Here is a 24122-nt window from a genome sequence, read left to right as displayed (position 1 = left end):
AGCCCCGTCGGCGTGTGAGGCGCGGGGGTCCGGGGGGCGGAGCCAAGGGACGGGGGGGCGCTCCGCGCAGCGGCGGCGGCAGCGGCTAGCTGTTCTGTCCGGGGAGGTTGTGTACAGGTGATGCAGGTCTCGGTTGGAGCATCTTGAACGGGTGAGGGCCTTCCGGGTTCGGTGTGGATTGCGACATCTCCACCGAACGACAGAAGGCCCTCATGCCCCACCGTAATGCACCCCTGACCGAGACCGGTCGTCTGCGCCTGGCCCGCTGCGTCGTCGAGGACGGCTGGCCCTTGCGGAGGGCAGCCGAGCGTTTCAGGGTCTCGCCGACCACGGCCCAGCGGTGGGCGGTCCGCTACCGGGCCCTGGGTGAGGCCGGCATGGCAGACCGGTCCTCCCGCCCCTTGCACAGCCCTCGCCGCACGCCGACCCGCACCGAGCGCCGGATCATCAAGGTCCGTCTCGCCCGCCGGTGGGGCCCGGCCCGCATCGCGTATCTGCTGGGGCTGGTGCCCTCGACCGTCCACCGGGTCCTGGCCCGGTTCGGCCTGGCCCGCCTGGCGCACCTGGACCGGGCCACCGGCCGGCCCATACGCCGCTACGAACGCGAGCGGCCCGGGGAACTGGTCCATGTGGACATCAAGAAGCTCGGCAACATCCCCGACGGCGGCGGCCACAGAACCCTCGGCCGTGCCCGCGGCGGCCGCAACAGCTCGGCACACCGGGACCCCGCCCGGCCCCGCACCGCCCACGGCCGCCCCAACCTCGGCTACAGCTACCTCCACACCGCCGTCGACGACCACTCCCGCCTGGCCTACAGCGAGATCCTGGCCGACGAGACCAAGGAGACCGCCACCGCGTTCTGGACCCGCGCACAGGCATTCTTCGCCGACGCCGGGATCACCGTCGAACGGGTCCTGACCGACAACGGCTCCTGCTACCGCTCCCACACCTGGCGGGACACCCTGGCCGCGGCCGGGATCGCCCACAAGCGAACCCGGCCCTACCGGCCCCAGACCAACGGCAAGGTCGAACGCTTCAACCGCACCCTCCTCGACGAGTGGGCCTACGCCCGCCCTTACCGGTCAGAGACCGAACGGCGCGAGGCATTCCCGCAGTGGCTGCACTCCTACAATCACCACCGCGGACACACCGCACTCGAAGGCAAGCCACCCTCCAGCCGCGTCCCCAACCTCACAGGGCAATACAGCTAGCGCTTCGGTGGGGCCGAGTGCTTCGTCGGGGGGCGGGGCGGCTCGTCGCCGGACGAGGCGAGCCAGCCGCCGACACCCAGCGCGGCGACCAACCCCACCGCGGCGGCGGACAGCGCCAGCCGCCGCCGACGGACCGCCCCCGCCCGGTGCCGGGCGGCCCCCGGCCGGTGGCCGCCGGCCGGCCGCGGCACCCGGGCGGTGCCCAGCGCACCCCCGGCCAGCTCGTCCGGCGCCGGCACCCGCATCGAGGTGTGGGTGTCCCGGTTGGAGTCGGTCGCGGTGCCCGGCACCAGCGGGACGACCCCGCGGCGCCGGACCGGGTCGGCCTGCCCGGGGGCCTCCCGCGCTTCGGGCTGCTCCGGCTCCGCGTCGTCGGGCTCGTCCACGTCCAGCGGCGGCATGCCCGCCAGCATCGGCAGCAGGTCCCGCAGCCGCGCCGACAGCTCGGAGGCGCGCAGCCGGGAGGCGGGGGCCTTGGCCAGGCACTGCACGACCAGCTGCCACAGCTCGTCGGGGATCCCCGGCAGGGGGACCACCGTCTCCGTCACGTGCCGGCGCAGCACCGCGCCCGGGTGCCCGCCGCCGAACGGCGTGAACCCGGCCAGCAGCTCGTACAGCACGGTGGCGAGGGCGTATATGTCGACGGCGGCCCGCGGGGGCAGGCCTTCCACGATCTCCGGGGCCAGGTAGTCCGGCGTGCCGATGATCCGGGTCGCCGGGGCGGACGTGCGCCCGGTCCCGGCCCCGGCCCCGGCGCCCGCCCCGGCCCGCTTCGGCGAGTCGATCAGCTTGGCCACGCCGAAGTCGGTGAGCAGCGCGGGGTGCGAGCCGCCCGGCCCGAGCGGGCCCTGCATGTCGAGCAGCACGTTCTCGGGTTTGACGTCCCGGTGGACGACGCCGGCCGCGTGGGCCGCGGCGAGCGCGTCCGCCACGTCGGCGACGATCGCGACGGCCGCCTCGGGGGCGAGCCGCCGCTCGCGGTCCAGGCGCGTGCGCAGGTCCGTGCCGCGCACCAGGTCCATGACCAGGGCCAGGTCGTTGCCGTCGACGACGAGGTCGCGGACGGAGACGATGTGCGGGTGGTCCAGGCCGAGCAGTGCGCTGCGCTCCTGGACGAAGCGTCCGACGAGTTCCTGGTCGGACGCGAGGTCCTCGCGCAGGAGTTTGACGGCGACGGGCCCGTCCGGCCCTTCGCCGAGCCACACCGTGCCCGCGCTGCCGCGCCCCAGGATCTGGTGCGCGGTGTACCGGCTGCCGATTTTCCGTGCCACGACTGCTCCCTCAGCGGCTGGCGTACGTGCCCAAAGCTACGCGGCCGGAAGGGTGAAGGTCGCCGCGGATCGCGACGACCTTCACTTCTAGGGGCAAAATCAGGTCCCGGATGTCGACAAATCTACGAAGTCGGCTCCGTGCGGGGGCGGTTCAGGGTGCGGCGGGGCCGCCGCCCGAGCCGGTGGCCTCGCCGATCGACGACACCCAGTCGACGATTCCGGAGCCCCAGCTCCACACCTGGTCCCACCAGCCCTTGCCGGTGCCGATCCATTCCTGGAGCGGGGTGAGCTCCCAGATCAGCCAGCCCGCGACGAAGAACACCAGGATCATGACCAGGCAGCCCTTGAGGCAGCCGAGGCCGGGGATCTTGATGGGGTTGGCGCTGCGCCGGCGCGGCTCGCGCGGCTCCCGCGGGGCGCGCGGCTGCGGCGGGGCCTGCGGGGGCTGCTGCCGGACCGGGGGCGGCGGGGCCTGCGGGGGCTGGTACGCGGGCTGCTGCGGCTGCCGGTACGGCTGGGGCTGCTGCGGCGGGGGCGCCTGCTGAGGCTGCGGGTAGTACGGCTGCTGCGGTGCCTGCCGGTACTGGGGCGGCTGCGGCGGCTGATGGTGCTGCGGCTGCGGCTGCGGCTGCGGCGGGTACTGCTGCGGCGAACCCTGGCGGTACTGCGCGGGCTGCTGGGGCTGCCGGGGCTGCTGCTGCGGCGGCGGGGGCGCCTGCCGCTGCGGCCGACGGCGCAGCGGGTCCTCGCTCGGGTCGAGGTAGTGCATCTGCGTCTGCTCGTTGCGCTCGCGCGCCGCCCGCATCTGCGTCTGCCACGGGTGCGGCTGGTCCGGGCGCTCCACGGGCGGCATGACCGAGGTGGCGGCCGCGTCCGGGATCCCGGGGGCGCCGGTGGCCGGTAGGACGGAGGTGGCGTCGGCGGCGCCGACCGGCGGCAGCACGCTGGTCATGGCGTTCGGGTCGTAGGCGCCGGCCGGTCCGACGCTCGGCGCGGCGGTGGGGCGGGCGGGCAGCACCTGCGTGGGGTCGGCGTCGCCTGCACCGCCGCCCGCGGCCTCGGGGACGGGCGCGGGCGAGGGGTCCGGCGCGAGCAGGGCGCCGACGCCGAGCGCGGCCTCGACCTCGCCCGGCGCGCTGTGCACGCCGATGCCGGCGGCGACCACGCGCAGGCCGCGGGCCAGGTTCTCGGCGCTGGGGCGCTCGGTCGGCTCCTTGCGCAGGCAGCGCTCGATGACGATCCACAGTGGCTCGGGCAGGGTCGGCGGGCGCTGCGGGTCCTCGTTGAGGTGCCGCTGGAGCACTTCGAGGGCGGTGGAGCCGGCGAACGGCGGTCGGCCGGTGACGAGTTCGTAGAGCAGGATGCCGGCGCCGTAGATGTCGACGGCGGAGGTCTGCGGGCGGCCCTCGGCGGACTCGGGGGCCACGTAGGCGGGGGTGCCGACGAACTCGTGGGTGCGGGTCAGGCCCGGGGAGTCGGCGAGGCGGGCGATGCCGAAGTCGGTGAGCATCGGCCGCATCCGGCCGTCGCTCTCGTCGAGGAGCACGTTGGCCGGCTTCAGGTCGCGGTGGACGATGCCGTCGGCGTGGCTGGCGGCGAGCGCGTCCGCGATCTGCGCGGTGAGCAGGGCGGCGGCGACGGGGGTGAAGGGGCCGTTCTCGCGGAGGTACTTGTGCAGGTCCGGGCCGTTGATCAGGTCCATGACCAGGGCGAGGAGGTCGCCCTCGACGACGAGGTCGCGGGTGCGGACGATGTTGGGGTGGGTCAGGCGCAGCAGGACCGAGCGCTCCCGCAGGAAGCGCATGACGATGTCCGGGTCCTGGGCCAGCTCCTCCTTGAGGACCTTGATGGCCACGGTCTCGCCGGGCTGGCCGGCGACGGCCGCCTCCGCACCGGCGGCCTCTCGCTGGCGGGCACGCCAGACGGTGCCCGTGGCGCCGCGCCCGAGCGGCTCCTCGAGCAGGTACTTGCTGCCGACTGGCCGCACGTCTCGCGCTCCCTGTGTCGTCCTGCGGTGGGTCCCGCCGGTGGTTCGTCGTCCGGTTTCGTTTCCGGGTTCGTTTTCCGGCCCACTCTAGGGGGTGTCCTCCGGGAAGACGCGACGTACCGGAGGTTGGTTGCCGCACATATGTGCGAAGGGTGACATCCGCGGGGTATGACGGGGGCGTTTTTGCTCGGCTTTCCCCACAGGTTCCCTGCGGGTTCCCCGCGGGTGCGATCATTCAAGATCATTTCTTGGGGAGAACCGGGCGTGTCGTCCGCGACAGGTGCGAGGATGCACCCGTACGGAACGGCGGGGACGGGAGCCCCGCCGGGTGGGGGTTTTCGGGGCAGCCGTGCGGCTGCCGTCGTTCCCCTGCCGGGCGCACGAACCGCGCACCGCGCAGAAGGGATCGCTGACGGCGATGCAGATCCGGCTGACCGTCCTCGGGTCGCGCAGCGGCCACCAGACCGTACCCGCCGGGTGTGACGTGCTCGTCACCGCGCCCGCCGGGACCGCGCTGGCCTCGGTGGCCTCCGGGCTGGCGGCGACCGTCGGCGGGCCCGACACCGGGGGCACGGTCGTGCTGTACGCCGGTACGCAGCGCCTGGACCCGCAGCGGCAGGTGCTCGGGGAGCCCCCGCTGGTCGACGGGGCGGTGCTGGGGCTGCACGGCCCGGTGGCGGACGCGGCGCCGGACGCCGCCGAGGGGGCCCAGCTGCACGTGGTGGCCGGACCCGACGCGGGCGGGGTGCACCTGCTGCACCCCGGCGCGATCCGGATCGGCCGCTCGGCCGACGCGGACGTCCCGCTGGACGACCCGGACGTGTCCCGGCTGCACTGCGCGGTGACCGTGACGGCGGACGGCCGGGTGGCCGTCGCCGACCTGGACTCGACGAACGGCACGACGGTGGACGGCGCGAAGGTGGGAGCGAAGCCCGTGCCGCTGGCGCCGGGCGCGCTGCTCCGGATCGGTGAATCGGCCCTCCGCCTGGCCGTCTCCTCCCCGGCCGCGCTCCCGGTCGTCCCGGACCGCGAGGGCCACCTCTGCCTCCCGCCCCCGCCCGCCGGCACCGCCCCGGCACCCCCCGCGTGGCCCGCCCCGCCCGCCTCCGCCCCGGCGGGCCCGGGCGCCGGCGCGGGCCACCCGGCCGACCCCGGCAGGGCACCGGCCGCCGGGGCGCCGTACGCCACGGCCCCCGTGGGTCACGGGGGTGAACGGGACGGGGCGGCGGCCGTCGGCCACCACGGCACCGGTTCCGCCGCGGGCCGGCCCGTGGCGGACACGCCCACACCCGCGCCCGGATCCCGCGCGGCCCGACCCGGAGCTGCCGCACCCGCGTCCGCGGCCGGCCCGGCGGTGGCCGGCGGCGGGTGGCGGGGCGGGTTCGGGGCCTGGGCGCGGCGGTGGATGCGGGCCGGGGAAGAGCCCGTGGAGTCGGCACCGGGCGCGCCGGCGGCCTCGGCTGCCCTGCCGGACGCCGACGATCCGGCGGCCCTGCTGCTGGCGGCCCTCGCGCCGACCCGGCGGCTGTGGTCCCGGCCGCGCGGCCGCCTCGACGTCGGCCTCGGGGCCGGCAGCCGGGTCGCGCTGCAGGACGCCGGGGCCCTCGGCATCGCCGGCCCGCGCGCCCGCCTGGCCGGGGTGGCCCGGTCGGTTGTGGCCCAGCTCGCCGCGCTGCACGCGCCCGCCCAGCTGGAGATCGTGCTCGTCAGCAGCGACCGGGCCCGCCCGGTGGCCCAGCGGCGCGAGGAGTGGGGATGGCTCGGCTGGCTGCCCCACGTACGGCCCGCGCACGGCCAGGACTGCCGGCTGCTCCTCGCGTACGACCGCGACCAGGCCGCGGCCCGCACCGCCGAGCTGGCCCGCCGGCTCGACGAGGGCCCGCTCGGCGTGAACTGGGCGGCCGCGGACCCGCGCGCCGCGCGCGAGGCGGCGGCCGCCCACCGGGGGCCGTACACCCTCCTCGTCGTGGACGGCGACCCCGGCACCGCCGCGCTGCGCGACCTCACCGGCCGGCTCGCCTCGCACGGGCCGGCCGCCGGGATCCACGTCCTGGTGCTGGCCGAGACGCCGGCGGCGACGCCCGCCTCCCCGCTCACCGAAACGTACGAGGCCGCCTGCGCGGCCGTCCCCGCCTTCCGGGACTGCGGCGCCGCCGCCGTGCTCAGCGGCGACGTGGCCACCACCGTACGGACCTTCGCCGTCGCCGGCGGCACGCCCTGCCCGCCCGGCGCCACCGCGACCGCCGACGCCGTCTCCGCGGCCTGGGCGGAGCGGTTCGCCCGGGCGCTGGCCCCACTGCGCGCCGGGACCGCCGGCGCCGTCCCGCAGCAGTCGGCGGCCGCCGCCCTCCCGGCGACCGCGCGGCTGCTGGACGAGCTGGGCCTGGCCCGGGCCACCCCGGCCTCACTGATGGCCCGTTGGGCCGAGGCGACCGAGCGGGGCCAGGGCGTCGGCGGGCTCGCCGCGTTCGTCCTCGGCGGCGGCCGCGGCGGCCCCGTCGGCGCCGAGCTCGTCCAGGACGGGCCGCACCTGCTCGTCGAGGGACCGGCCGGGAGCGGCCGTACCGAACTGCTCCGCTCGATCGCGGCGTCGCTGGCCGCCGGGGCGCGGCCCGACCGGCTGGCGCTCGTCCTGCTCGACGGGGCCGGCGGGGAGCGCGGCGACGGACTGCTGCCGGCCGCCGACCTGCCGCACGTCTCGGCGCACCTGGTCGCCGCCGACCCGGTGCGGATGCGGGAGTTCGCGCAGGCCCTGGGCGCGGAGCTGAAGCGGCGCGCCGAGCTGCTGGACGGGATGCCGTTCGCGCAGTGGCACTCCCACCGGGAGGTGTCCGACCGGATGGTCTCGCCGCGTCGGCCCGCCCCGGCCGAGCAGGTCGGCGGCGGCACCGAGCAGCAGGCCAGCGGCGGTGACGTGGATCAGCCGCGTACGGGCACCCTGCGGCTGCGCGCCGCCGCCCTGCGCCTCGACCCGCCCGCCGGGCCGAGCCCGCTGCCGCGCCTGGTGGTGCTGGTGGACGACCTCGACGCGCTGGTCGCACCGGGTCTCGGCAGTGCGGGCCGGCCCGCCGCCGGGTCGGTGGTCCGTGTCCTGGAGGCGGTGGCCCGGGACGGGGAGCGGCTCGGCGTGCACCTGGTGGCGGCCACCGCCCGCCCGGACCGTACGGCGGACACCGAGCTCGTCCGGAGCAATCCGCTGCGGGTGGAGCTGGAGGCGCCGGACCGGCCGGGCCCGGGCCGCGGCGTGCTCCGTTTCGCCGACGGGCGGACGGTCGCGTTCCAGGGCGGGCGCGTGACCGGCCGGATACCGCGGACGGCGACCCAGCGGCCGACCGTGGTGCCGGTGGAGTGGGAGCGGATGGGTGACCCTCCGGCCCGCCGCCCGGTGCGCGAGCTCGGCAACGGCCCGACCGACCTGGCCCTGCTGGCCAGTGCGCTGGACCGGGCGTCGCACCTGGTCTCGGCGGTCCCCGTGCTGTTCCCGGCCGCACCCTGACCCCGCGCCCGCGCAGCCCCCGCCAGCCCCCGCGCAGCCCCCGACCAGCCCCCGCTGAGACCGCGCAGCGCCCCCGCGGCGTCTGCGGGACGTCCCCGCGGGCCCCGGCGGGCCCGGCGTGCCGCCCCTGCCGGGGCCTGACGCGGTATTGCGGGGGTGCCCGGCTCGGCGTAGACCTGTGGAGCAGGTCACACCACGGGAGTCGGGGGGCGAACCATGCTCAGGCAGGGAACGAGCCGTACGAAGAACCGTAGAAGCAGCAGCCGTGCCTGGGCGGTCCTGGCCGCCGCGGGCGCCCTCGTCCTGAGCGGGTGCGGGGGCGGCGGGGGGTCGAAGGCCGATCCTCCGCCGGGGGCGACGGCCTCGGCCGCGCCGCGGGTGCAGTTACCACGACTGGACGGGGAGAAGCTCCAGGTCGCGGCGGTGTGGACGGGGCCGGAGCAGGCGAACTTCGAGAAGGTGCTGAAGGAGTTCGAGAAGCGGACGGGCGCCACGGTCGCCTTCGTGCCGGCGCAGGACCCGATCGTCACCTTCCTCGGCACGAAGATCGCGGGCGGGCAGCCGCCGGACGTGGCGCTGCTGCCGCAGGTCGGGGCGCTGACCGCGGCGGTGAAGAACAAGTGGGTGCAGCCGCTCGGCCCGGAGGCGAAGGCCCAGCTCGACGCGAACTACTCCGACGGCTGGAAGGAGCTGGGCTCCGTCGCCGGCACCCCGTACGGGGTGTACTACAAGGCCGCCAACAAGTCGCTGATCTGGTACAACGCGAAGGCCTTCGAGGCTGCGGGGGTGAAGCCCCCGAAGACGTGGAAGGAGCTGCTGTCCGTCGCGGACACGCTGTCGGCGTCCGGGATCCCGGCGGTGTCGGTGGCCGGTGCGGACGGCTGGACGCTGACGGACTGGTTCGAGAACGTCTACCTCTCGCAGGCGGGCCCGCAGAAGTACGACCAGCTCGCCAAGCACGAGATCAAGTGGACGGACGAGAGCGTCCGGCAGGCGCTGACCACGCTCGCCGAACTGTTCGGCCGCAAGGACTTCCTGGCGGGCGGGCCGAGCGGGGCGCTGGCCACCGAGTTCCCGAAGTCGGTGACGCAGGTGTTCACCGGCGGCGACCGGTCGGCGGCCGCGATGGTCTTCGAGGGTGACTTCGTCGGGGTGAACATCGCCCAGACCGAGGCGAAGGTCGGCGAGGACGCGCTGGTGTTCCCGTTCCCGACGGTCGGCGCGAAGCCGCCGGTGGTGTCGGGCGGCGACGTGGCGGTCGCGCTGAAGCCGTCGAAGGGCGCGCAGGCACTGCTGACGTTCCTGGCCTCCCCGGACGCGGCGGAGATCCAGGCCCGGCAGGGCGGCTTCCTGTCGCCGAACAAGGCGGTCAGCCTGGCCGCGTACCCGAACGACATCCAGCGGGGCATCGCCAAGGCGCTGATCGCGGCGGGCGACGACTTCCGCTTCGACATGTCGGACCAGGCCCCGGCGGCCTTCGGCGGGACGCCGGGCGCGGGCCAGTGGAAGGCCCTGCAGGACTTCCTGGCGAACCCGTCGGACGTGGCGGGCATCCAGAGCAGACTGGAGGCGGAGGCGGCCAAGGCGTACGGGAACTGATCCCCGTGACGCCCTCGACCGGTACGGGGGCGGCCGCGCGCGAGGACGCGCGCCGGGCCGCCCCGTCCTCGCGGTCCGGGCAGGCCCGGCGCCGTCGCCTCGTCGCGGCGGCGTTCCTCCTCCCGGCGCTGGTGCTGCTCGGGGCGCTCGTCGTGCACCCGATCGGCTATTCCGTCTACCGCAGCCTCTTCGACCGTTCCGGCGACCGCTTCGTCGGCGGGGCCAACTACGCGGAGATCCTGCGCGACGACGCCATCCGCACGGCCGTGGAGAACACGGCGGTGTGGGTCGTGGTCGCGCCGGCCGCCGCCACGGCCCTCGGCCTGGTCTTCGCCGTGCTCACCGAACGGGTGCGCTGGGGCACCGCGTTCAAACTGCTGGTCTTCATGCCGATGGCGATCTCCATGTTGGCGGCCGGGATCATCTTCCGGCTGGTCTACGACCACGACCCCGACCGGGGCGTCGCCAACGCGGTGCTGGTGGCGGTGCACGACACCTTCGCCCCCTCCTCGGCGTTCCCGGGGGCCCGGCCGGGCCGCGACTCGCCGCTCGTCCCCGGCCGGGGCGCCGATGCGGGCGGCTACCTCACCCGCGAGCCGGTCCGGGCGGGCACGCCGGCGCTGCTCCCGCTGGTCGGCGTCGCCCCCGCGGCGCTGCCCGAGGGGACCCGGACGGCCCGGCCCGCCGCGGCCGAACCGGGCCGGGTCACGGGGACGGCCTGGCAGGACTTCACCCGGGGCGGCGGCGGCCGGACCAACGCGGTGGACCCGGCGGAGTCCGCGTTCGCCGGGATGCGGATCGAGGCGGTGAAGGAAGGCCGGGTGGTGGAGTCGGCGACGACCGGCGCGGACGGCACGTTCAGCATGTCGGGGAAGGCCGACGGGGCGCTGCTGCGGCTGCCCGCGTCGAACTTCCGGGAGGCGTACGCGGGGGTGGACTGGCTGGGCCCGGCGCTGGTCACCCCGGCGATCATCGGGGCGTACGTGTGGATGTGGGCCGGGTTCGCGATGGTGCTGATCGCGGCGGGGCTCGCGTCCGTGCCGCGGGAGCTGCTGGAGGCGGCGCGGGTGGACGGGGCGAACGAGTGGCAGGTGTTCCGCCGGATCACCGTGCCGCTGCTGGCACCGGTGCTGGCGGTGGTCCTCGTCACCCTCGTGATCAACGTGATGAAGATCTTCGACCTGGTGTTCGTGATCGCGCCGGGCTCGGTGCAGGACGACGCCAACGTCCTGGCGCTCCAGCTGTACCGGACCTCCTTCGGCACGGACGCCGACGCGGGGCTCGGCAGCGCCATCGCGGTACTGCTGCTGGTGCTGGTCGTGCCGGTCATGCTCTACAACATCCGCCGGATGCGCCGGGAGGCCCGCCGATGAGCTTCGTGCACACCGCAGCCTCCCGCGCGGCCGGCGGGGCGGTACGCGTCTTCCTGGTCCTCGCCGGCCTGTTCTGGCTGCTGCCCACGCTGGGGCTGCTGGTCTCCTCCTTCCTCGACCCGAGCGACCTGAACGACGGCGGCTGGTGGCAGGCGCTGACCGCGCCGGCCAAGCTGACCACGGGGAACTACGAGCGGCTGCTCGCCGACGACGCGATCACCGGTTCGTTGCTGAGCACGGTCGCCATCACCGTGCCGGCGACCCTGCTGGTGCTGGCGCTCGGCTCGTTCGCCGGTTACGCCTTCGCCTGGCTGGAGTTCCCCGGCCGGGACTGGCTGTTCCTGGTCGTCGTCGCCCTGCTGGTCGTCCCGGTGCAGGTGGCGCTGATCCCGGTGTCCGAACTCTTCGGCGCCATCGGCCTGTTCGAGACCACCGCCGGGGTGGTGCTGTTCCACACCGCGTTCGGGCTGCCGTTCGCGGTGTTCCTGCTGCGCAACTTCTTCGCGCAGATCCCTCGGGAGCTGCTGGAGGCGGCCCGGCTGGACGGGGCCGGCGAACTGCGCCTGTTCGCCCAGGTGGTGCTGCCGCTGGGCGGGCCGGCGATCGCCTCGCTGGGCATCTTCCAGTTCCTGTGGGTGTGGAACGACATGCTGGTCGCGCTGGTCTTCGCGGACTCCTCGCACCCGCCGGTCACGGTCGCCCTCCAGCAGCAGGTGCGGCAGTTCGGCAACAACATCGACGTCCTCGCGCCGGGCGCCTTCCTGTCGATGGTGGTGCCGCTGGTGGTGTTCTTCGCGTTCCAGCGGCAGTTCACGACGGGGGTGACGGCGGGCGCGCTCAAGTAGCCGGGGGCGGTGAGCTGCCGCTCCGTCGCCGTGCAACCCGTTTGCTGATGTTCGACTACGCGGCGCCGGACCGGCCGATCGTCGTCCGCGCCGACGACTGGGAGGCGTACGAGGCGGCCCGCGGCACCTATGTCGACCTGCGGACACCTGCCCGCCGGGCGCGGTCGCCCGGACCGAGGACGAGCTGGTGGCCGTCTTCGCCACGGGCCACTGGCGGGGCTCCCGCTCGGCGCAGCTGCGGGCCCGCGTTCCGGGCCCGCCGGCTGCTGCCGCCGCGGGCGGTTGATCGCCGGCGGTAGCCGGCGGCGGGGCGGAGCCGTCAGGGCTGGGCGGGGGACGGGGTCTTGAGGCCGGCCACCACGGAGGCGGCCAGGTCGTCGAGGTAGTCGGCCGGGATCTCGTCGCGGACCACCACCTGCCGCCAGTACAGCGGTCCGATCGCGAGGTCCAGCGCCCGGCCGGGGTCCGTGCCGGGGGCCAGCTCCCCGCGCGCGGCGGCGGCGGACACGATGCCCTGCGCCATGTGCCGCTCCCCGTCGAGCAGGGCGCCGCGCACGGCGTCCGCGATCTCCGGGTTGCGGGCGGCCTCGACGAGCAGGTCGGGGATGACCGCGGAGGCCACGGGGTGGCGCAGCACGTGGGACATGACCTCCAGAAGGGCGCGTACGTCGCCGTACAGCGAGCCGGTCGCGGGGACGGGCAGGCCGTCCACGGCGAAGGCCTGCACCAGGTCCAGGACCAGGTGGAGCTTGGACTTCCAGCGCCGGTAGACGGCCGTCTTGCCGACTCCGGCGCGCCGGGCGATCCCCTCGATCGACATCCGCGAGAAGCCGACCGCGGCCAGCTCCTCCAGCACCGCGGCGCGGATCGCCTCGGTGACGTCCTCGCGCAGTACGGCGGCCCCGGCGGGGGCTCGGCGGGCGGCGGCGGGGGTGGTCGGGGAGGAGGTGGCGGCGGGGTCCGTGGTCATGGACCGAGCATAGCCGGGCACGGCGGCACCAGCCCGTCACGACGATACGGTTGCGTTCCGTCGGGGTCGAGGCCTAGTCTCGCCGTAGCGACGATACGGACCCGTCCCGTCGTCCCTCACGTCCTGGCCCCGTCGAAAGCGACCACTGCCGTGACCCCACCCGCTTCGGCCACCCCGGCCGCCCCGGCCGCCGCGAGCCCCGCGGAGCTGGCCGCCGCCCACGGCCTGACGGTCAGCGGCGCCCGCCCCCCGCTGCCCGAGTACGTGCGCCAGCTCTGGGGCCGCCGCCACTTCGTCACCGCGTACGCCACCGCCCGGATGCAGGCCACGTACAGCACCGCGAAGCTCGGCCAGGTCTGGCACCTGGTGACGCCGGTGCTCAACGCGGCCGTCTACTACTTCGTCTTCGGCCTGATCATGAAGGCCAGCCACGGCGTCCCCGACTACCTGCCGTTCCTGCTGACCGGCGTCTTCGTCTGGGACTTCATCGGCAGCTCGATCAACGCCGGCACCCGCGCCGTCCACGCCAACCTGGGCCTGGTCCGCGCCCTGCACTTCCCCCGCGCCAGCCTGCCGCTGGCCTCGGTCCTCCAGCTCTTCCAGCAGCTGCTGGTGACCATGGGCGCGCTCGTCGTCCTGCTGCTCGCGTTCGGTCAGACGCCCGGCCCGGCCTGGCTGCTCGCCGTCCCCGTCCTGGCGCTGATGGCCGTCTTCTGCGCCGGCTGCGCGATGGTCATGGCCCGGATCGGCAGCAAGGCCCCGGACGTCAGCCAGCTGATGCCGTTCGTGCTGCGCACGTGGATGTACTCCTCGGGCGTCATGTGGTCCATCGAGCAGATGCTCCGCCAGGGCAACCTGCCGCACTGGGTCGCCCTCGCCCTGAAGCTCAACCCGGCGGCCGTCTACATCGACCTGATGCGCTACGCCCTCATCGACAGCTTCGGCGCGCACTCACTGCCGCCCCACGCGTGGGCGATCGCCGTCGGCTGGTCCCTGCTCGCCGGCGTCGGCGGGTTCGTCTGGTTCTGGAAGGCAGAAGAGGAGTACGGCCGTGGCTGACCGCATCCCCACCGTCATCGCCGACGACGTCCACGTCGTCTACAAGGTGAACGCCGGCGCCCGCAAGGGCGGCGCCACCGCCGCCCTCAGCCGGATCGTCTCCCGCCGCTCCGACCCGGGCGTCCGCGAGGTGCACGCCGTCAAGGGCGTCAGCTTCACCGCGTACCGCGGCGAGGCCATCGGCCTGATCGGCTCCAACGGCTCGGGCAAGTCCACCCTGCTCAAGGCGATCGCCGGGCTCCAGCCCGTCGCCCGCGGCACCGTCTACTCACACGGCCAGCCCTCCCTGCTCGGCGTCAACGCCGCCCTGATGAACGACCTCACCGGCGAGCGCAACGTCATCCTCGGCGGCCTGGCCATGGGCATGTCCCGGGAACAGGTCCGCGAGCGCTACCAGGACATCGTCGACTTCTCCGGCATCAACGAGAAGGGCGACTTCATCTCGCTGCCCATGCGGACGTACTCCTCCGGCATGGGCGCCCGGCTGCGCTTCTCCATCGCCGCGGCCAAGGACCACGAGGTGCTGATGATCGACGAGGCCCTGGCCACCGGCGACGCCGCCTTCCAGCGGCGCAGCCACAAGCGCATCGAGGAACTGCGCGCCCAGGCCGGCACCGTCTTCCTCGTCAGCCACGGCATCGGCACGGTCCGCGAGACCTGCGACCGCGCGATCTGGCTGGAGGCGGGCGTCCTGCGGATGGACGGGCCCGCCGACGAGGTGTGCGCCGCGTACGAGGCCCACACCGGCGGCTGACCCGTCCCACCCGGACCCGCCCCCGCCCGGATCCGTCCCGCCCACGGCGCGGTACGGCCTACAGCGGGGCAGCCTCCCGCAGGAGGCGCGCCGGCAGGTACGGAGAGGCCACCCGGACGTTCCAGCCGCGCCGGCGCGCGTGGCAGGCCAGGGCCAGCGCGCCGAGGTCGAGGGCCGCGTCGCAGTCCTCGGCCCGGTCGGCCACCGAGTAGTGGTCGCGGTGGGCCTCCAGGGCGTCGAGGAGGGCCAGGTTGAAGCTCTCCTCGTCGCCGTCGACCAGCTGCGACAGCAGCACGACCGGGGGCGGCAGGAAACCGCCCGCCGCGCTCTCCTCCCCGGCCCGCACGGCCTCCTCGGCGGCCTCCTCGGCAGCCTCCCCGCGCAGGTAGGCGTGCAGGGCCCGGCAGTACGCCGAGTAGACGGGAGCGCCCTCCTGGAGCCGGGCCGGCCCGGCCAGCACGAGCGGGGCGAGGTCCTCGCGCACCCCCGTGATCAGGGCGAGGTGCGTCGCCGTGAGCCACTGGGCGAGCCCGGCCCGGTGACCGCTGTAGGCGGGGTAGACGAGGGTGCGCCCCTCGATGGCGACCTCGGTTTGGGTGCCCTCCTCCACCAGCGTGGTGCGGAACAGCGCGGCGCCCAGCGCCGAGGCCAGGTGCAGCCCCCGCAGCTGGGTGTCGGTGACGTCGGGGCCGTGCGTGGCGCGGGTCTTGAAGAGGACCTCCTGGTACTGCAGGGAGCTGGCCAGGCGCCAGGACGACAGCCCCTCGCCGTCCTGCGGGGTGAAGGCCCTCCGGGTGCCCTCCTCGAAGCCCGCCTCGCCCTCCGGGGTCAGCGGCTGCGGTGCCAGGGGCCGCTCGAACTCCACGGTCCGCCCGCCCGCCAGCTCCGCGACCGCGTCGGGGCGCCGGTCGCGGCCGAAGGCGCCGACCCGCGGCCCGGGCTTGGCGAAGCCGGTGAGCAGCGCGTACGGCAGGTAGTCGGTGTCGGTCGGCGGCCACCAGCCGTGGTCGCGGTGGCCGAGCGCGGCCACCGCTATCGGGACGAGCGGCAGCAGGGTGCGCGGCTGGTTCCGCGCCCAGGAACCGGTCTGGTCGGCGTGGTGGCGCAGCAGCCGGACGAGTTCGGCGTCGTACGCCTCCCGGTCGCCGGCGGTCAGGGCGCGCAGGGCCCGCAGGGCGGTGCTGTCCGGGTGGTCAGCCAGGGCCTGGCCGGTCTCCCGGGCGAGGGCGGCGATCCGGGCGAGCCCGGCGTCGACCGCGGCGAGCTTCTGCTCCTGCGACGGCGGGAAGTCCTGGTCGTCGTCGTTCAGGTCGCCGCAGACGTACGCCATGAAGCCGCCGACCAGTTCGGCCGCGGGCCGGCCCGCGTGCTCCGCCTGGTCCTTCTGGCGGGCGAAGTGGAAGGCCTCGCCGTGCCGCGCGGTGTCCCCGTCGATGACGGCCAGGCAGAAGGCGTCGAGCCATTCGTGGAGGGTGACGGACTCCCGGTCGGCCGGGTCGCCGTCCCGGTCGTAGCTCATTCCGAAGTTCACGTAGTCCAGGAAGACGTGGAAGGAGTCGTACGCGTAGTACGCGGCGAACGACACCGCGCCCGCGGCGGCCTCAGCGGCGTCCTTGAGGACGGCCCGGGCCTCGGGGGTGTCGAGGCCGGGCCGCTCGACGGAGAGGGCGCCGAGGTAGTCGAGGAGCTCCTCGGAGATCGTCTGCCATTCGTACGTGGCCATGCGGCCTCCGCGGGACATGGAGCGGACCATGGAGCCGATGCGGTTCACGAAGTCCTCGCGCGCCGCGGCGACCGCGGCCTCCCCCACCTGGTGTCGTTCGATGCGCACTGCTTGTCCTGCTCCCCGTGTCGTCGTGATCGCGGCCCCACCGTGCGGCCGGTACCGGGACATACGACGAGCGGCCCGGAACTCATGGTTCCGGGCCGCTCGTCCACTCACGTCCCCGAAGGGCCGTCAGCAGGGGGCCATCAGCCGTGCACGCGCAGCAGCGACCGCATCGTCCGCATCGCGACCGACAGGTTCGCGAGGTCGAAGTCGTCCGAACCGCGGATCTCGTCCAGGGTGGTCCGGGCACGGGAGATGATCGCCGCGTTCTTGTCCTCCCAGGCCTTGAAGCGCTCCTCGGGCGTCGCACCGCTCTCGCCGGCCGCCAGCACGTCGGCGGTCAGCGCCGCGTGCGCGGCGAACAGGTCCTCGCGGATGGAGGCGCGGGCCATGGACTGCCAGCGGTCGGCCCGCGGCAGCTCGATGATCCGGTCCATCAGCTGGGTGATGTCCAGGCGGTCGGCCAGGTCGTAGTACACCTCGGCGACGCCCAGCGGGTCCACGCCGGTGCGGTCCGAGATCGCGACGATGTCCAGCGTCGGGAAGGCCGAGGAGAACCCTGCGACCTTCGCCGCCAGCTCCTCCGGCACGCCCTCGCCGGTCAGCTCGTCCAGGACCAGCTGGTACCACTCCAGGTCCGCACCGCGCACCAGCTTCGGCAGCTCCGCCCAGACCTGGGCCACCCGCTCGGCGAACAGCTCGATGGTTTCGGTGATCTGCAGCGGCTGCGGCCGGTTGTTCAGCAGCCAGCGCGTACCGCGCTCGACCAGGCGCCGGGAGTGCAGGCGCACCCGGGTCTGGACGTCGGCCGAAACCCTGTTGTCCAGGGCCTCGACGGCGTCCCACACCTCGGCCAGGCCGAAGATCTCGCGGGCCGAGAGCTGCGCCCGCACGATCTCCTCGGTGGAGGCGCCGGTCTCCTCGCGCAGCCGGTGCAGGAAGGTCGAACCACCGGTGTTGACGGTGTCGTTGACCAGCAGCGTGGTGATGATCTCGCGGCGCAGCGCGTGGGAGGCGATCTGCTCCGGGAACTTCGCGCGCAGCGCGGCCGGGAAGTACGCGTCCAGCAGGCGGCGCAGGTACGGGTCGTCCGGCAGCTCGGTGGTGATGAGCTCGTCCGCCACCGTGATCTTGGTGTAGGCCAGCAGGACGGCCAGCTCCGGCTGGGTCAGGCCGGTGCCGCCACCGAGCAGCTCGCGGATCTGCCGGTCGCTGGGCAGGAACTCCAGGTCGCGGTTGAGCTGGCCGGACTGCTCCAGGCGGCGCACGAAGCGCTGCTGGGCGTGGAGCAGGCTGTGGGCCTGGGCGACGCCGTTGGCCAGGGCGGTGTTCTGCGCGTAGTTGTTGCGCAGGACCAGGTGGCCGACCTCGTCGGTCATCTCCGCCAGCAGGGCGTTGCGCTGCTTGACGGTCATGTCGCCGTTGGCGACCACCGCGTTCAGCAGGATCTTGATGTTCACCTCGTGGTCGGAGGTGTCCACACCCGCGCTGTTGTCGATGGCGTCGGTGTTGACCTTGCCGCCCTCGCCGCCGGCTCCGATCCGGGCGAACTCGATGCGGCCGAGCTGGGTCAGGCCCAGGTTGCCGCCCTCGCCGATGACCTTGGCCCGGACGTCCGCGCCGTTGACGCGGATGGCGTCGTTGGCCTTGTCGCCGACCTCGGTGTGCGTCTCGGCCGTGGCCTTGACGTAGGTGCCGATGCCGCCGTTCCACAGCAGGTCCACGGGGGCGTGCAGGACGGCCTGCATCAGCTCGGCCGGGGTCATCTTGGTGACGCCGGCCTCGATGCCGAGGGCCTCGCGGATGTGGGCGTTGACCGGGATGGACTTCGCGCTGCGCGGGTGGACGCCGCCGCCCGCGGACAGCAGCTCGGGGTTGTAGTCGGCCCACGAGGAGCGCGGCAGCTCGAACAGGCGCCGGCGCTCGGCGTACGAGACGGCCGCGTCCGGGTTCGGGTCGATGAAGATGTGCCGGTGGTCGAAGGCGGCGACGAGGCGGATGTGCTCGGAGAGCAGCATGCCGTTGCCGAAGACGTCACCGGACATGTCGCCGACGCCGACGACGGTGAAGTCCTGGGTCTGGGTGTCGTGGCCGAGCTCGCGGAAGTGCCGCTTGACGGACTCCCAGGCGCCGCGGGCGGTGATGCCCATGCCCTTGTGGTCGTAGCCGGCCGAGCCGCCCGAGGCGAAGGCGTCGCCCAGCCAGAAGCCGTACGACTCCGCGACGCCGTTGGCGATGTCGGAGAAGGTCGCGGTGCCCTTGTCGGCGGCGACGACGAGGTAGGTGTCGTCCTCGTCGTGGCGGACCACGCCCTTGGGCGGCACGACCTCGCCGCCGACCATGTTGTCGGTGATGTCGAGCAGCGCCGAGATGAAGATCTTGTACGCGGCGACGCCCTCGGCGAGCCAGGCGTCGCGGTCCACCGACGGGTCCGGCAGGTTCTTGGCGACGAAGCCGCCCTTGGCGCCGACCGGCACGATGACGGTGTTCTTGACCATCTGCGCCTTGACCAGGCCGAGGATCTCCGTACGGAAGTCCTCGCGGCGGTCGGACCAGCGCAGGCCGCCGCGGGCGACCTTGCCGAAGCGCAGGTGGACGCCCTCGACGCGCGGCGAGTACACCCAGATCTCGAAGGCAGGGCGCGGGGCCGGCAGCTCCGGGATGGCCTGCGGGTCGAACTTCATCGACACGTAGGGGTGCTGCTCGCCCTGCGCGTTCAGCTGGAAGAAGTTGGTCCGCAGGGTGGCCTTGATCAGGGTGAGGAAGGACCGCAGGATCCGGTCCTCGTCCAGCGAGGCGACCTGGTCCAGGGCCCCGTCCAGCTCCTCCAGCATGGCGTCGATCAGCTCGGTGCCGGCGGACTGGCGGCCGGGCGACATCCGCGCCTCGAAGAGCGAGATCAGCAGCCGGGTGATGTGGACGTTGTTGCGGAGGGTGTCCTCCATGTAGTCCTGGCTGAAGGTGGAGCCGGCCTGGCGCAGGTACTTGGCGTACGCGCGCAGGACGACGGCCTGCCGCCAGGTGAGCTTGGCGCTCAGCACCAGGCTGTTGAAGTTGTCGTTCTCGGCGTCGCCCCGCCACACGGCGGCGAAGGCGTCCTGGAAGCGCTCGCGGGCGCCGTCGCCGAGGTAGTTGTCGCCGTTGCCGGCGACGGGCATGCGCAGACCGAAGTCGTAGATCCAGGCGCTGGTGCGGTCGCTGCGGCGCAGCTCGTACGGGCGCTCGTCGGTGACCTCGACGCCCAGGCGCTGCAGCACCGGCAGGACCGCGGACAGCGAGACCTGCTCACCGGTGCGGTAGATCTTGAAGCGGCGCTCGCCGGGGCCCGCGCCGACCGGCTCGTACAGGGACAGCGCGAACTCGATGTCGCTGGCGGAGAGCCGCTCCAGGTGGCACAGGTCGGAGACGGCCATGCGCGGCGTGTGGTCGGCCTTGTAGCCCTCGGGGAAGGAGCCGCTGTACTTGCGCAGCAGCTCGGCGGCGCGCTCCTCGCCGAGCTCGGCGGTCAGGGCCTCGCCGAAGCCGTCGGACCAGGAACGGGCGGCCTCCACGAGGCGGCCCTCGACCCGCTCGACGTCGGCGTCGGTCAGCGCGGGCAGCTCGGTGCCCTGCGGGACGCGGACGACGAAGTGGATGCGGGAGAGGATCGACTCGGTGTTCCAGGCGGTGAAGTCGACGCTGGTGCCGCCGAGCTCCTCCTTCAGGATGTCCATCAGCCGCAGCCGGACGCCGGTGGTGAACCGGTCGCGCGGCAGGTAGACGAGGGCCGAGTAGTAGCGGCCGTACTCGTCCTGGCGCAGGTACAGCCGCAGCCGGCGGCGTTCCTGCAGGTAAAGGACGGAGGTGACGATCTCGCGGAGCTTGTCGACCGGGGTCTGGAACAGCTCGTCGCGCGGGTAGGTCTCCAGGATCTGCAGCAGGTCGCGGCCGTCGTGGCTGCTCGGCGCGAAGCCGGCGCCCTCCAGCACCTCGGCGACCTTGCGGCGGATGACCGGGACGCGGCGCACGGACTCGGTGTACGCGGCGGAGGAGAACAGGCCGAGGAAGCGGCGCTCGCCGACGACGTTGCCGTCGGCGTCGAACTTCTTCACGCCGATGTAGTCGAGGTACGAGGGCCGGTGGACGGTGGCGCGGCTGTTGGCCTTGGTCAGCACCAGCAGGCGGTGCTCGCGGGCCTTGGCGCGGGCGTCGGCCGGCAGCCGGTTGAAGGACGGGGAGACCGCGTGGGCGTCCTCCTTGCCGCTGTGGTGCGGGTCGGAGCGCAGGATGCCGAGGCCGGTGCCGGGCACGGCGGCGAGGGCGTCGCCGTCCACGAGGTTGTACTCGCGGTAGCCGAGGAAGGTGAAGTGGTCGTCGGAGAGCCAGCGCAGCAGCTCCCGGGCCTCTTCGAGCTCGTACTCGTGGAGGTCGGCGGCGGTCGGCTCGTCCGGGAGGCCGTCGGCGATGCGCAGCGCGGCGTCGCGCATCTTCTCCCAGTCCTCGACGGCCTCGCGGACGTCGGACAGGACGCGCAGCAGGTCGGCGGTGATCTGCTTGAGGTCGTCGCGGTCGGTCTCGCGGTCGATCTCGACGTGGATCCAGGACTCGACGAGGGAGTCGTGGGGGCGCGCGGTCTTCGGGCCGTGCGCGTCGCAGTCGGGGCCGAGGATCTCGATCAGCTTGCCGGTGACGTCACGGCGCACGACGACCTGGGGGTGGATCACGACGTGGATGCCGCGGCCCTGGCGGGACAGCTCGTTGGTCACGGAGTCCACGAGGAAGGGCATGTCGTCGGTGACCACCTCGACGACGGAGTGGCTGGAGGTCCAGCCGTTCTCCTCGACGGTCGGCGTGTGCACGCGGACGTTCGCGGTGCCCTGCGGCCGGTTCTCGGCGAGCCGGTAGTGCGACAGCGCCGCCCCGAACACGTCGACGGGGTCGCGGTCGACGAGGTCCTCGGGGGCGGTGTGCAGGTAGTAGCGCTGGAGATAGGCGAGCGTCGTGTCCCGGTCGGGCCGCTCCTTCTGCTCGGCACCGGTCGGAAGGAGTCCCCCGGCCGGGCTGTGCTCAGCTACCCGGGCCGCCCGCGCGAGCAGCTCGGCCTTTGCTTCGTCCAGCTTGGTCTGCATGTCCTCTGGCTCCTGTCGCGCGCCATTGCGTGACGTAGGTGAAGGAAGGAATGACGTAGCGCCGCGCAGCGGGTAGTCCGTCCGGAAGCGACGCTATGTCGTCGTGAGCGCCGACCGGGAGGGATACGGCCGGAATCGGCCAGGCGTCCCGGCAGCGGGGATCAGCGAAGGCCCGGGCACGTTCGTGCGCCGGGCGCAGGCCGGGGGCGTCAGTGCCCCCGCGGACTATCGCGCTGATCACGGGTACCAGGCTATCTCGCCCTCCCCCCACCGCGTCACGGTCCGGATCTGTACAAAAGCAAGTCCGGAAGTTTGACGATGTGCGCAGTGACGTGGACCACCGCGCGTGCCAGTGCTTATTCGGCCAGCTCGCGAGCAGTGCGCACGGCCTCTGCCAGGCTGTCCACGACCGGCACACCGGCCGATTCCAGACTGCGGCGGCTGTGCGAACCACCCGTGTAGAGGACGGCTCGCGCGCCCACGTGCGCGGCGGCCGCGGCGTCGTCCACGGCGTCCCCGATGAGGACGGTGCGGGCGGCGGTCACCCCGCTGGCCCGCAGGGCCGCCATGTGCCGGACCAGGTGGCCCGCCTTGGAGGTGTGCGAGGGGCCGGTACGGCCGTCGACGCGCAGGAAGTGCCGGTCGATGCCGTGTGCGTGCACCAGCGGTACGAGCCTGTCGTGGGGCGCCAGGGACAGCAGGGACTGGGTGAGCCCGTCGGCCTGCCAGCCCCGCAGCAGCTCCCGGGCACCTGCGGCGAGGCCGACGTTCTCGGCCGCGGCCCAGTAGTAGCGGTGGAACGTGTCGTCCATGACGGCCCACTCGGCTTCGGTGGGCAGCCGGCCCATCAGCCGCTCGTAGAACTTCGGCACGGGTACGACGTAGAGCTCACGGTAGCGCTCCAGGGTGATCGGCGCGAACCCGAACTCGGCGAAGGAGGCGTTCGTCGCCGTGATCACGGCGTCGATGTCATGGAGCAGGGTGCCGTTCCAGTCCCAGACGATGTGGGAAGCCGGGCCGCCGCTCATGCCAGCAGCCCGGGGATCTCCTGGACTCCGAACCACAGCAGCTCGTGGTCGTCGGCGCCGTCCACGGTGAACTGGGCGTCGTCGTCCCCGGCGTCGGCGGCGGCGACGGCCGCGGCGGCCGCCTCGACGTCCTTGACGGCGTCGTCGGCGTCCACGTGCACGGCGGCGGCCGCGGTCAGCCGGACCGGGCCGGCCACGGCGACCTGTCCGAGGGAGGCCTCGTCGATGCCGGGCACGGCGGTGGCGGCCTTGTCGGCCACGTCGAGGGCGACGACGACGCGCTTGCGCGGGGCGGCGGGGTCCTCGGCGAGCATCCGCAGGGAGGCGGTGGCGGCCCGGCCGAGGGCGGCGTACTCCAGCTCCTCGATGTCGTCCGACACGTACCACTCGCGCAGGCCCGGCGTGACCGCGTACGCGCGCAGCGGGGCGCCGGCCAGCTCACCCGCCCGGTGGACCTCGGCGAGCCCGGGGAGGGTCAGGGGGACGTACACGCGCATGGCCGGCTGCTTTCGGTAGTCGGGAACGCCCTCAGGATACGACGGTGGCGCAGCGGCGGCGGAAGACTGCGCCCGGTGACGGCGGAGGTCCCCCTTCGGGCTGCGCGGGGCGCGCCGGGGCGCGTCCACGGCGGGGCGCTCCACGGCCCCCGTCCGGCCGCCGTACGGGCCGGGGGCCACCCGGATAGGTGAAGCGGGGCGGGGGTGCCGGGGTGCGGGAGGGCCGTTGCGGAGCGTGTCGGGCGGCCGTAGAAGATCCCCGAAGAAGTTACCGCCCGGTACCGCCGGGGCCGACGCGTGGGGGACGACCGCATGACGACCAGGACGACCAGGACGAGCAGGACCGCCGGCGCGGCGGGGCCGAAGGGGCCGAAGGGGCCGACGGGCCCGACGCGGACCACCGGACCGGCGAGGACGGCCGGGCCCTCGGGACCCGCCGGGAACACCGGAAACGCCGCCCGGCCCCCGGGCCGCCGCGACCAGCGCCGCCCCGGCCCGCGGGAGGCCCGCCCGCCGGCCTCCCGCGGGCCCCACGACTGGTTCGCCGAACGCCTGCTGGCGGTGATCAGCGGCCAGCGCCCCGTCCACTCCCTGCTCGGCCTCACCGTCGGCCCCGCCTACGACCAGCTGGTGGGCCTGGCCCCGGCCGGCCCGTTACGCAGCCGCCTGCGCCCGGTGCTGCGCCGCTGCGGGCGCTTCCACCCGGGACCGGGCGTGATCGAGGCCTTCGCCCGCATCGCCACCGGCGACCGCGTCTCGGCCATGGCCTTCCGCCTGGAGCAGGGCGCCGACCTGCGCTGGCGCTGCGCGGCCGTCGAGATCCGCGGGCCGCTGCCCTGACGGGGCCTAACGGCTGGTCCACCAGGCCGCCCCGCTGCCGGCGGCCGTGGCCACCAGCGTCACGAGCCAGGCGGGGACGCGCTCCACCACGATGTGCAGCCCGCCCCAGCGCAGCTCGAACTGCGGACGCGGCCGGGCGCGCTCAAGTCGCTTTTCCATGGGGGCAGTTAAGCACCCGAACCCCCGTCACCCTCAGGGTCCGCATGTGTACAAGAGCGAGGGGTGGATTTCGACGATCCGTACAGCGACGCCGGCC

Annotated in this window: 15 protein-coding genes and 2 pseudogenes; 9 read left to right on the top strand and 8 right to left on the bottom strand. The window is 74.2% G+C overall.

Going from position 1 to position 24122, the window contains the following annotated elements; translation table 11 throughout:
* Positions 1-212: 212 nt before the first annotated feature.
* On the top strand, positions 213-1211 hold the full coding sequence (locus ACSHWO_RS21100; protein ID WP_438309881.1) for an IS481 family transposase: 999 nt from the start codon (positions 213-215) through the stop codon (positions 1209-1211).
* On the opposite strand, the gene ACSHWO_RS21095 is transcribed toward ACSHWO_RS21100, so the two are convergent.
* The gene (locus tag ACSHWO_RS21095) at positions 1208-2482 is read right to left on the bottom strand and encodes a serine/threonine-protein kinase (RefSeq protein ID WP_361084766.1); all 1275 of its coding nucleotides are present in this window, start codon (positions 2480-2482) and stop codon (positions 1208-1210) included. The two genes, ACSHWO_RS21100 and ACSHWO_RS21095, sit on opposite strands and share 4 nt — an antisense overlap.
* A 151-nt stretch (positions 2483-2633) precedes the next feature.
* Positions 2634-4469 carry a protein kinase domain-containing protein gene (locus tag ACSHWO_RS21090; RefSeq protein ID WP_438313787.1) on the bottom strand — a complete coding sequence of 612 codons (1836 nt, stop codon included), beginning with the start codon at positions 4467-4469 and terminating at the stop codon, positions 2634-2636.
* Between the two features lie 418 nt (positions 4470-4887).
* On the opposite strand from ACSHWO_RS21090, the gene ACSHWO_RS21085 reads away from it, so the two are divergent.
* From ACSHWO_RS21085 to ACSHWO_RS21065, 5 genes and pseudogenes are all read left to right on the top strand, one after another.
* On the top strand, positions 4888-7965 hold the full coding sequence (locus tag ACSHWO_RS21085; protein ID WP_438319196.1) for an FtsK/SpoIIIE domain-containing protein: 3078 nt from the start codon (positions 4888-4890) through the stop codon (positions 7963-7965).
* Between the two features lie 216 nt (positions 7966-8181).
* Positions 8182-9564, top strand: a complete 1383-nt coding sequence (locus ACSHWO_RS21080) for an ABC transporter substrate-binding protein (protein ID WP_438313784.1) — start codon at positions 8182-8184, stop codon at positions 9562-9564.
* A 5-nt stretch (positions 9565-9569) separates the two neighbouring features.
* Positions 9570-10937, top strand: a complete 1368-nt coding sequence (locus tag ACSHWO_RS21075) for a carbohydrate ABC transporter permease (RefSeq protein WP_438313781.1) — start codon at positions 9570-9572, stop codon at positions 10935-10937.
* Positions 10934-11782, top strand: a complete 849-nt coding sequence (locus ACSHWO_RS21070; protein ID WP_361084775.1) for a carbohydrate ABC transporter permease — start codon at positions 10934-10936, stop codon at positions 11780-11782. The genes ACSHWO_RS21075 and ACSHWO_RS21070 overlap by 4 nt, the downstream gene beginning before the upstream one ends.
* A gap of 44 nt (positions 11783-11826) precedes the next feature.
* Positions 11827-12026: pseudogene (locus ACSHWO_RS21065) on the top strand (CDP-glycerol glycerophosphotransferase family protein); the annotation flags it as partial.
* Between the two features lie 75 nt (positions 12027-12101).
* Here ACSHWO_RS21065 and ACSHWO_RS21060 read toward each other — a convergent pair.
* Positions 12102-12752: a TetR/AcrR family transcriptional regulator gene (locus ACSHWO_RS21060; protein WP_385848566.1), complete on the bottom strand. Its 651-nt coding sequence runs from the start codon at positions 12750-12752 to the stop codon at positions 12102-12104.
* Positions 12753-12902: 150 nt separating this feature from the next.
* Here ACSHWO_RS21060 and ACSHWO_RS21055 point away from each other — a divergent pair, with 150 nt between their 5' ends.
* The gene (locus ACSHWO_RS21055; protein ID WP_438313776.1) at positions 12903-13811 is read left to right on the top strand and encodes an ABC transporter permease; all 909 of its coding nucleotides are present in this window, start codon (positions 12903-12905) and stop codon (positions 13809-13811) included.
* Positions 13804-14565, top strand: a complete 762-nt coding sequence (locus ACSHWO_RS21050) for an ABC transporter ATP-binding protein (RefSeq protein ID WP_385848564.1) — start codon at positions 13804-13806, stop codon at positions 14563-14565. Before ACSHWO_RS21055 ends, ACSHWO_RS21050 begins: the two co-directional genes overlap by 8 nt.
* 58 nt (positions 14566-14623) lie before the next feature.
* Here ACSHWO_RS21050 and ACSHWO_RS21045 read toward each other — a convergent pair whose 3' ends face one another.
* The 4 genes from ACSHWO_RS21045 to ACSHWO_RS21030 form a co-directional block, all read right to left on the bottom strand.
* Positions 14624-16396: an Imm49 family immunity protein gene (locus tag ACSHWO_RS21045; RefSeq protein ID WP_438313772.1), complete on the bottom strand. Its 1773-nt coding sequence runs from the start codon at positions 16394-16396 to the stop codon at positions 14624-14626.
* 140 nt (positions 16397-16536) lie between these two features.
* Positions 16537-21501: an NAD-glutamate dehydrogenase gene (locus tag ACSHWO_RS21040; protein ID WP_438313769.1), complete on the bottom strand. Its 4965-nt coding sequence runs from the start codon at positions 21499-21501 to the stop codon at positions 16537-16539.
* Between the two features lie 356 nt (positions 21502-21857).
* Positions 21858-22529, bottom strand: a complete 672-nt coding sequence (locus ACSHWO_RS21035) for an HAD family hydrolase (protein WP_361084790.1) — start codon at positions 22527-22529, stop codon at positions 21858-21860.
* A complete protein-coding gene (locus ACSHWO_RS21030; protein ID WP_361084793.1) occupies positions 22526-23026 on the bottom strand; it encodes a DUF6912 family protein in 501 nt (166 codons plus the stop codon). Before ACSHWO_RS21030 ends, ACSHWO_RS21035 begins: the two co-directional genes overlap by 4 nt.
* Positions 23027-23476: 450 nt before the next feature.
* Here ACSHWO_RS21030 and ACSHWO_RS21025 point away from each other — a divergent pair.
* A pseudogene (locus tag ACSHWO_RS21025) lies at positions 23477-23866 on the top strand (Rv3235 family protein); the annotation flags it as partial.
* A gap of 6 nt (positions 23867-23872) precedes the next feature.
* Here the strand turns inward: ACSHWO_RS21025 and ACSHWO_RS21020 are convergent.
* Positions 23873-24025: a hypothetical protein gene (locus ACSHWO_RS21020; protein WP_361084796.1), complete on the bottom strand. Its 153-nt coding sequence runs from the start codon at positions 24023-24025 to the stop codon at positions 23873-23875.
* Positions 24026-24122: the final 97 nt, after the last annotated feature.

This window comes from Streptomyces pallidus (ex Mingjun et al. 2026), from assembly GCF_051550185.1.
In the GTDB taxonomy this organism is placed as follows: domain Bacteria; phylum Actinomycetota; class Actinomycetes; order Streptomycetales; family Streptomycetaceae; genus Streptomyces.
This window is presented reverse-complemented; position numbering and strand designations above follow the sequence as displayed.

Bases quoted from the DNA above. Each gene is read 5' to 3' on its own strand.
- ACSHWO_RS21100 (WP_438309881.1), top strand. From the start codon at position 213: ATGCCCCACCGTAATGCACCCCTGACCGAGACCGGTCGTCTGCGCCTG.
- ACSHWO_RS21085 (WP_438319196.1), top strand. From the start codon at position 4,888: ATGCAGATCCGGCTGACCGTCCTCGGGTCGCGCAGCGGCCACCAGACC.
- ACSHWO_RS21080 (WP_438313784.1), top strand. From the start codon at position 8,182: ATGCTCAGGCAGGGAACGAGCCGTACGAAGAACCGTAGAAGCAGCAGC.
- ACSHWO_RS21070 (WP_361084775.1), top strand. From the start codon at position 10,934: ATGAGCTTCGTGCACACCGCAGCCTCCCGCGCGGCCGGCGGGGCGGTA.
- ACSHWO_RS21060 (WP_385848566.1), bottom strand. From the start codon at position 12,752: ATGACCACGGACCCCGCCGCCACCTCCTCCCCGACCACCCCCGCCGCC.
- ACSHWO_RS21040 (WP_438313769.1), bottom strand. From the start codon at position 21,501: ATGCAGACCAAGCTGGACGAAGCAAAGGCCGAGCTGCTCGCGCGGGCG.
- ACSHWO_RS21035 (WP_361084790.1), bottom strand. From the start codon at position 22,529: ATGAGCGGCGGCCCGGCTTCCCACATCGTCTGGGACTGGAACGGCACC.
- ACSHWO_RS21030 (WP_361084793.1), bottom strand. From the start codon at position 23,026: ATGCGCGTGTACGTCCCCCTGACCCTCCCCGGGCTCGCCGAGGTCCAC.
- ACSHWO_RS21020 (WP_361084796.1), bottom strand. From the start codon at position 24,025: ATGGAAAAGCGACTTGAGCGCGCCCGGCCGCGTCCGCAGTTCGAGCTG.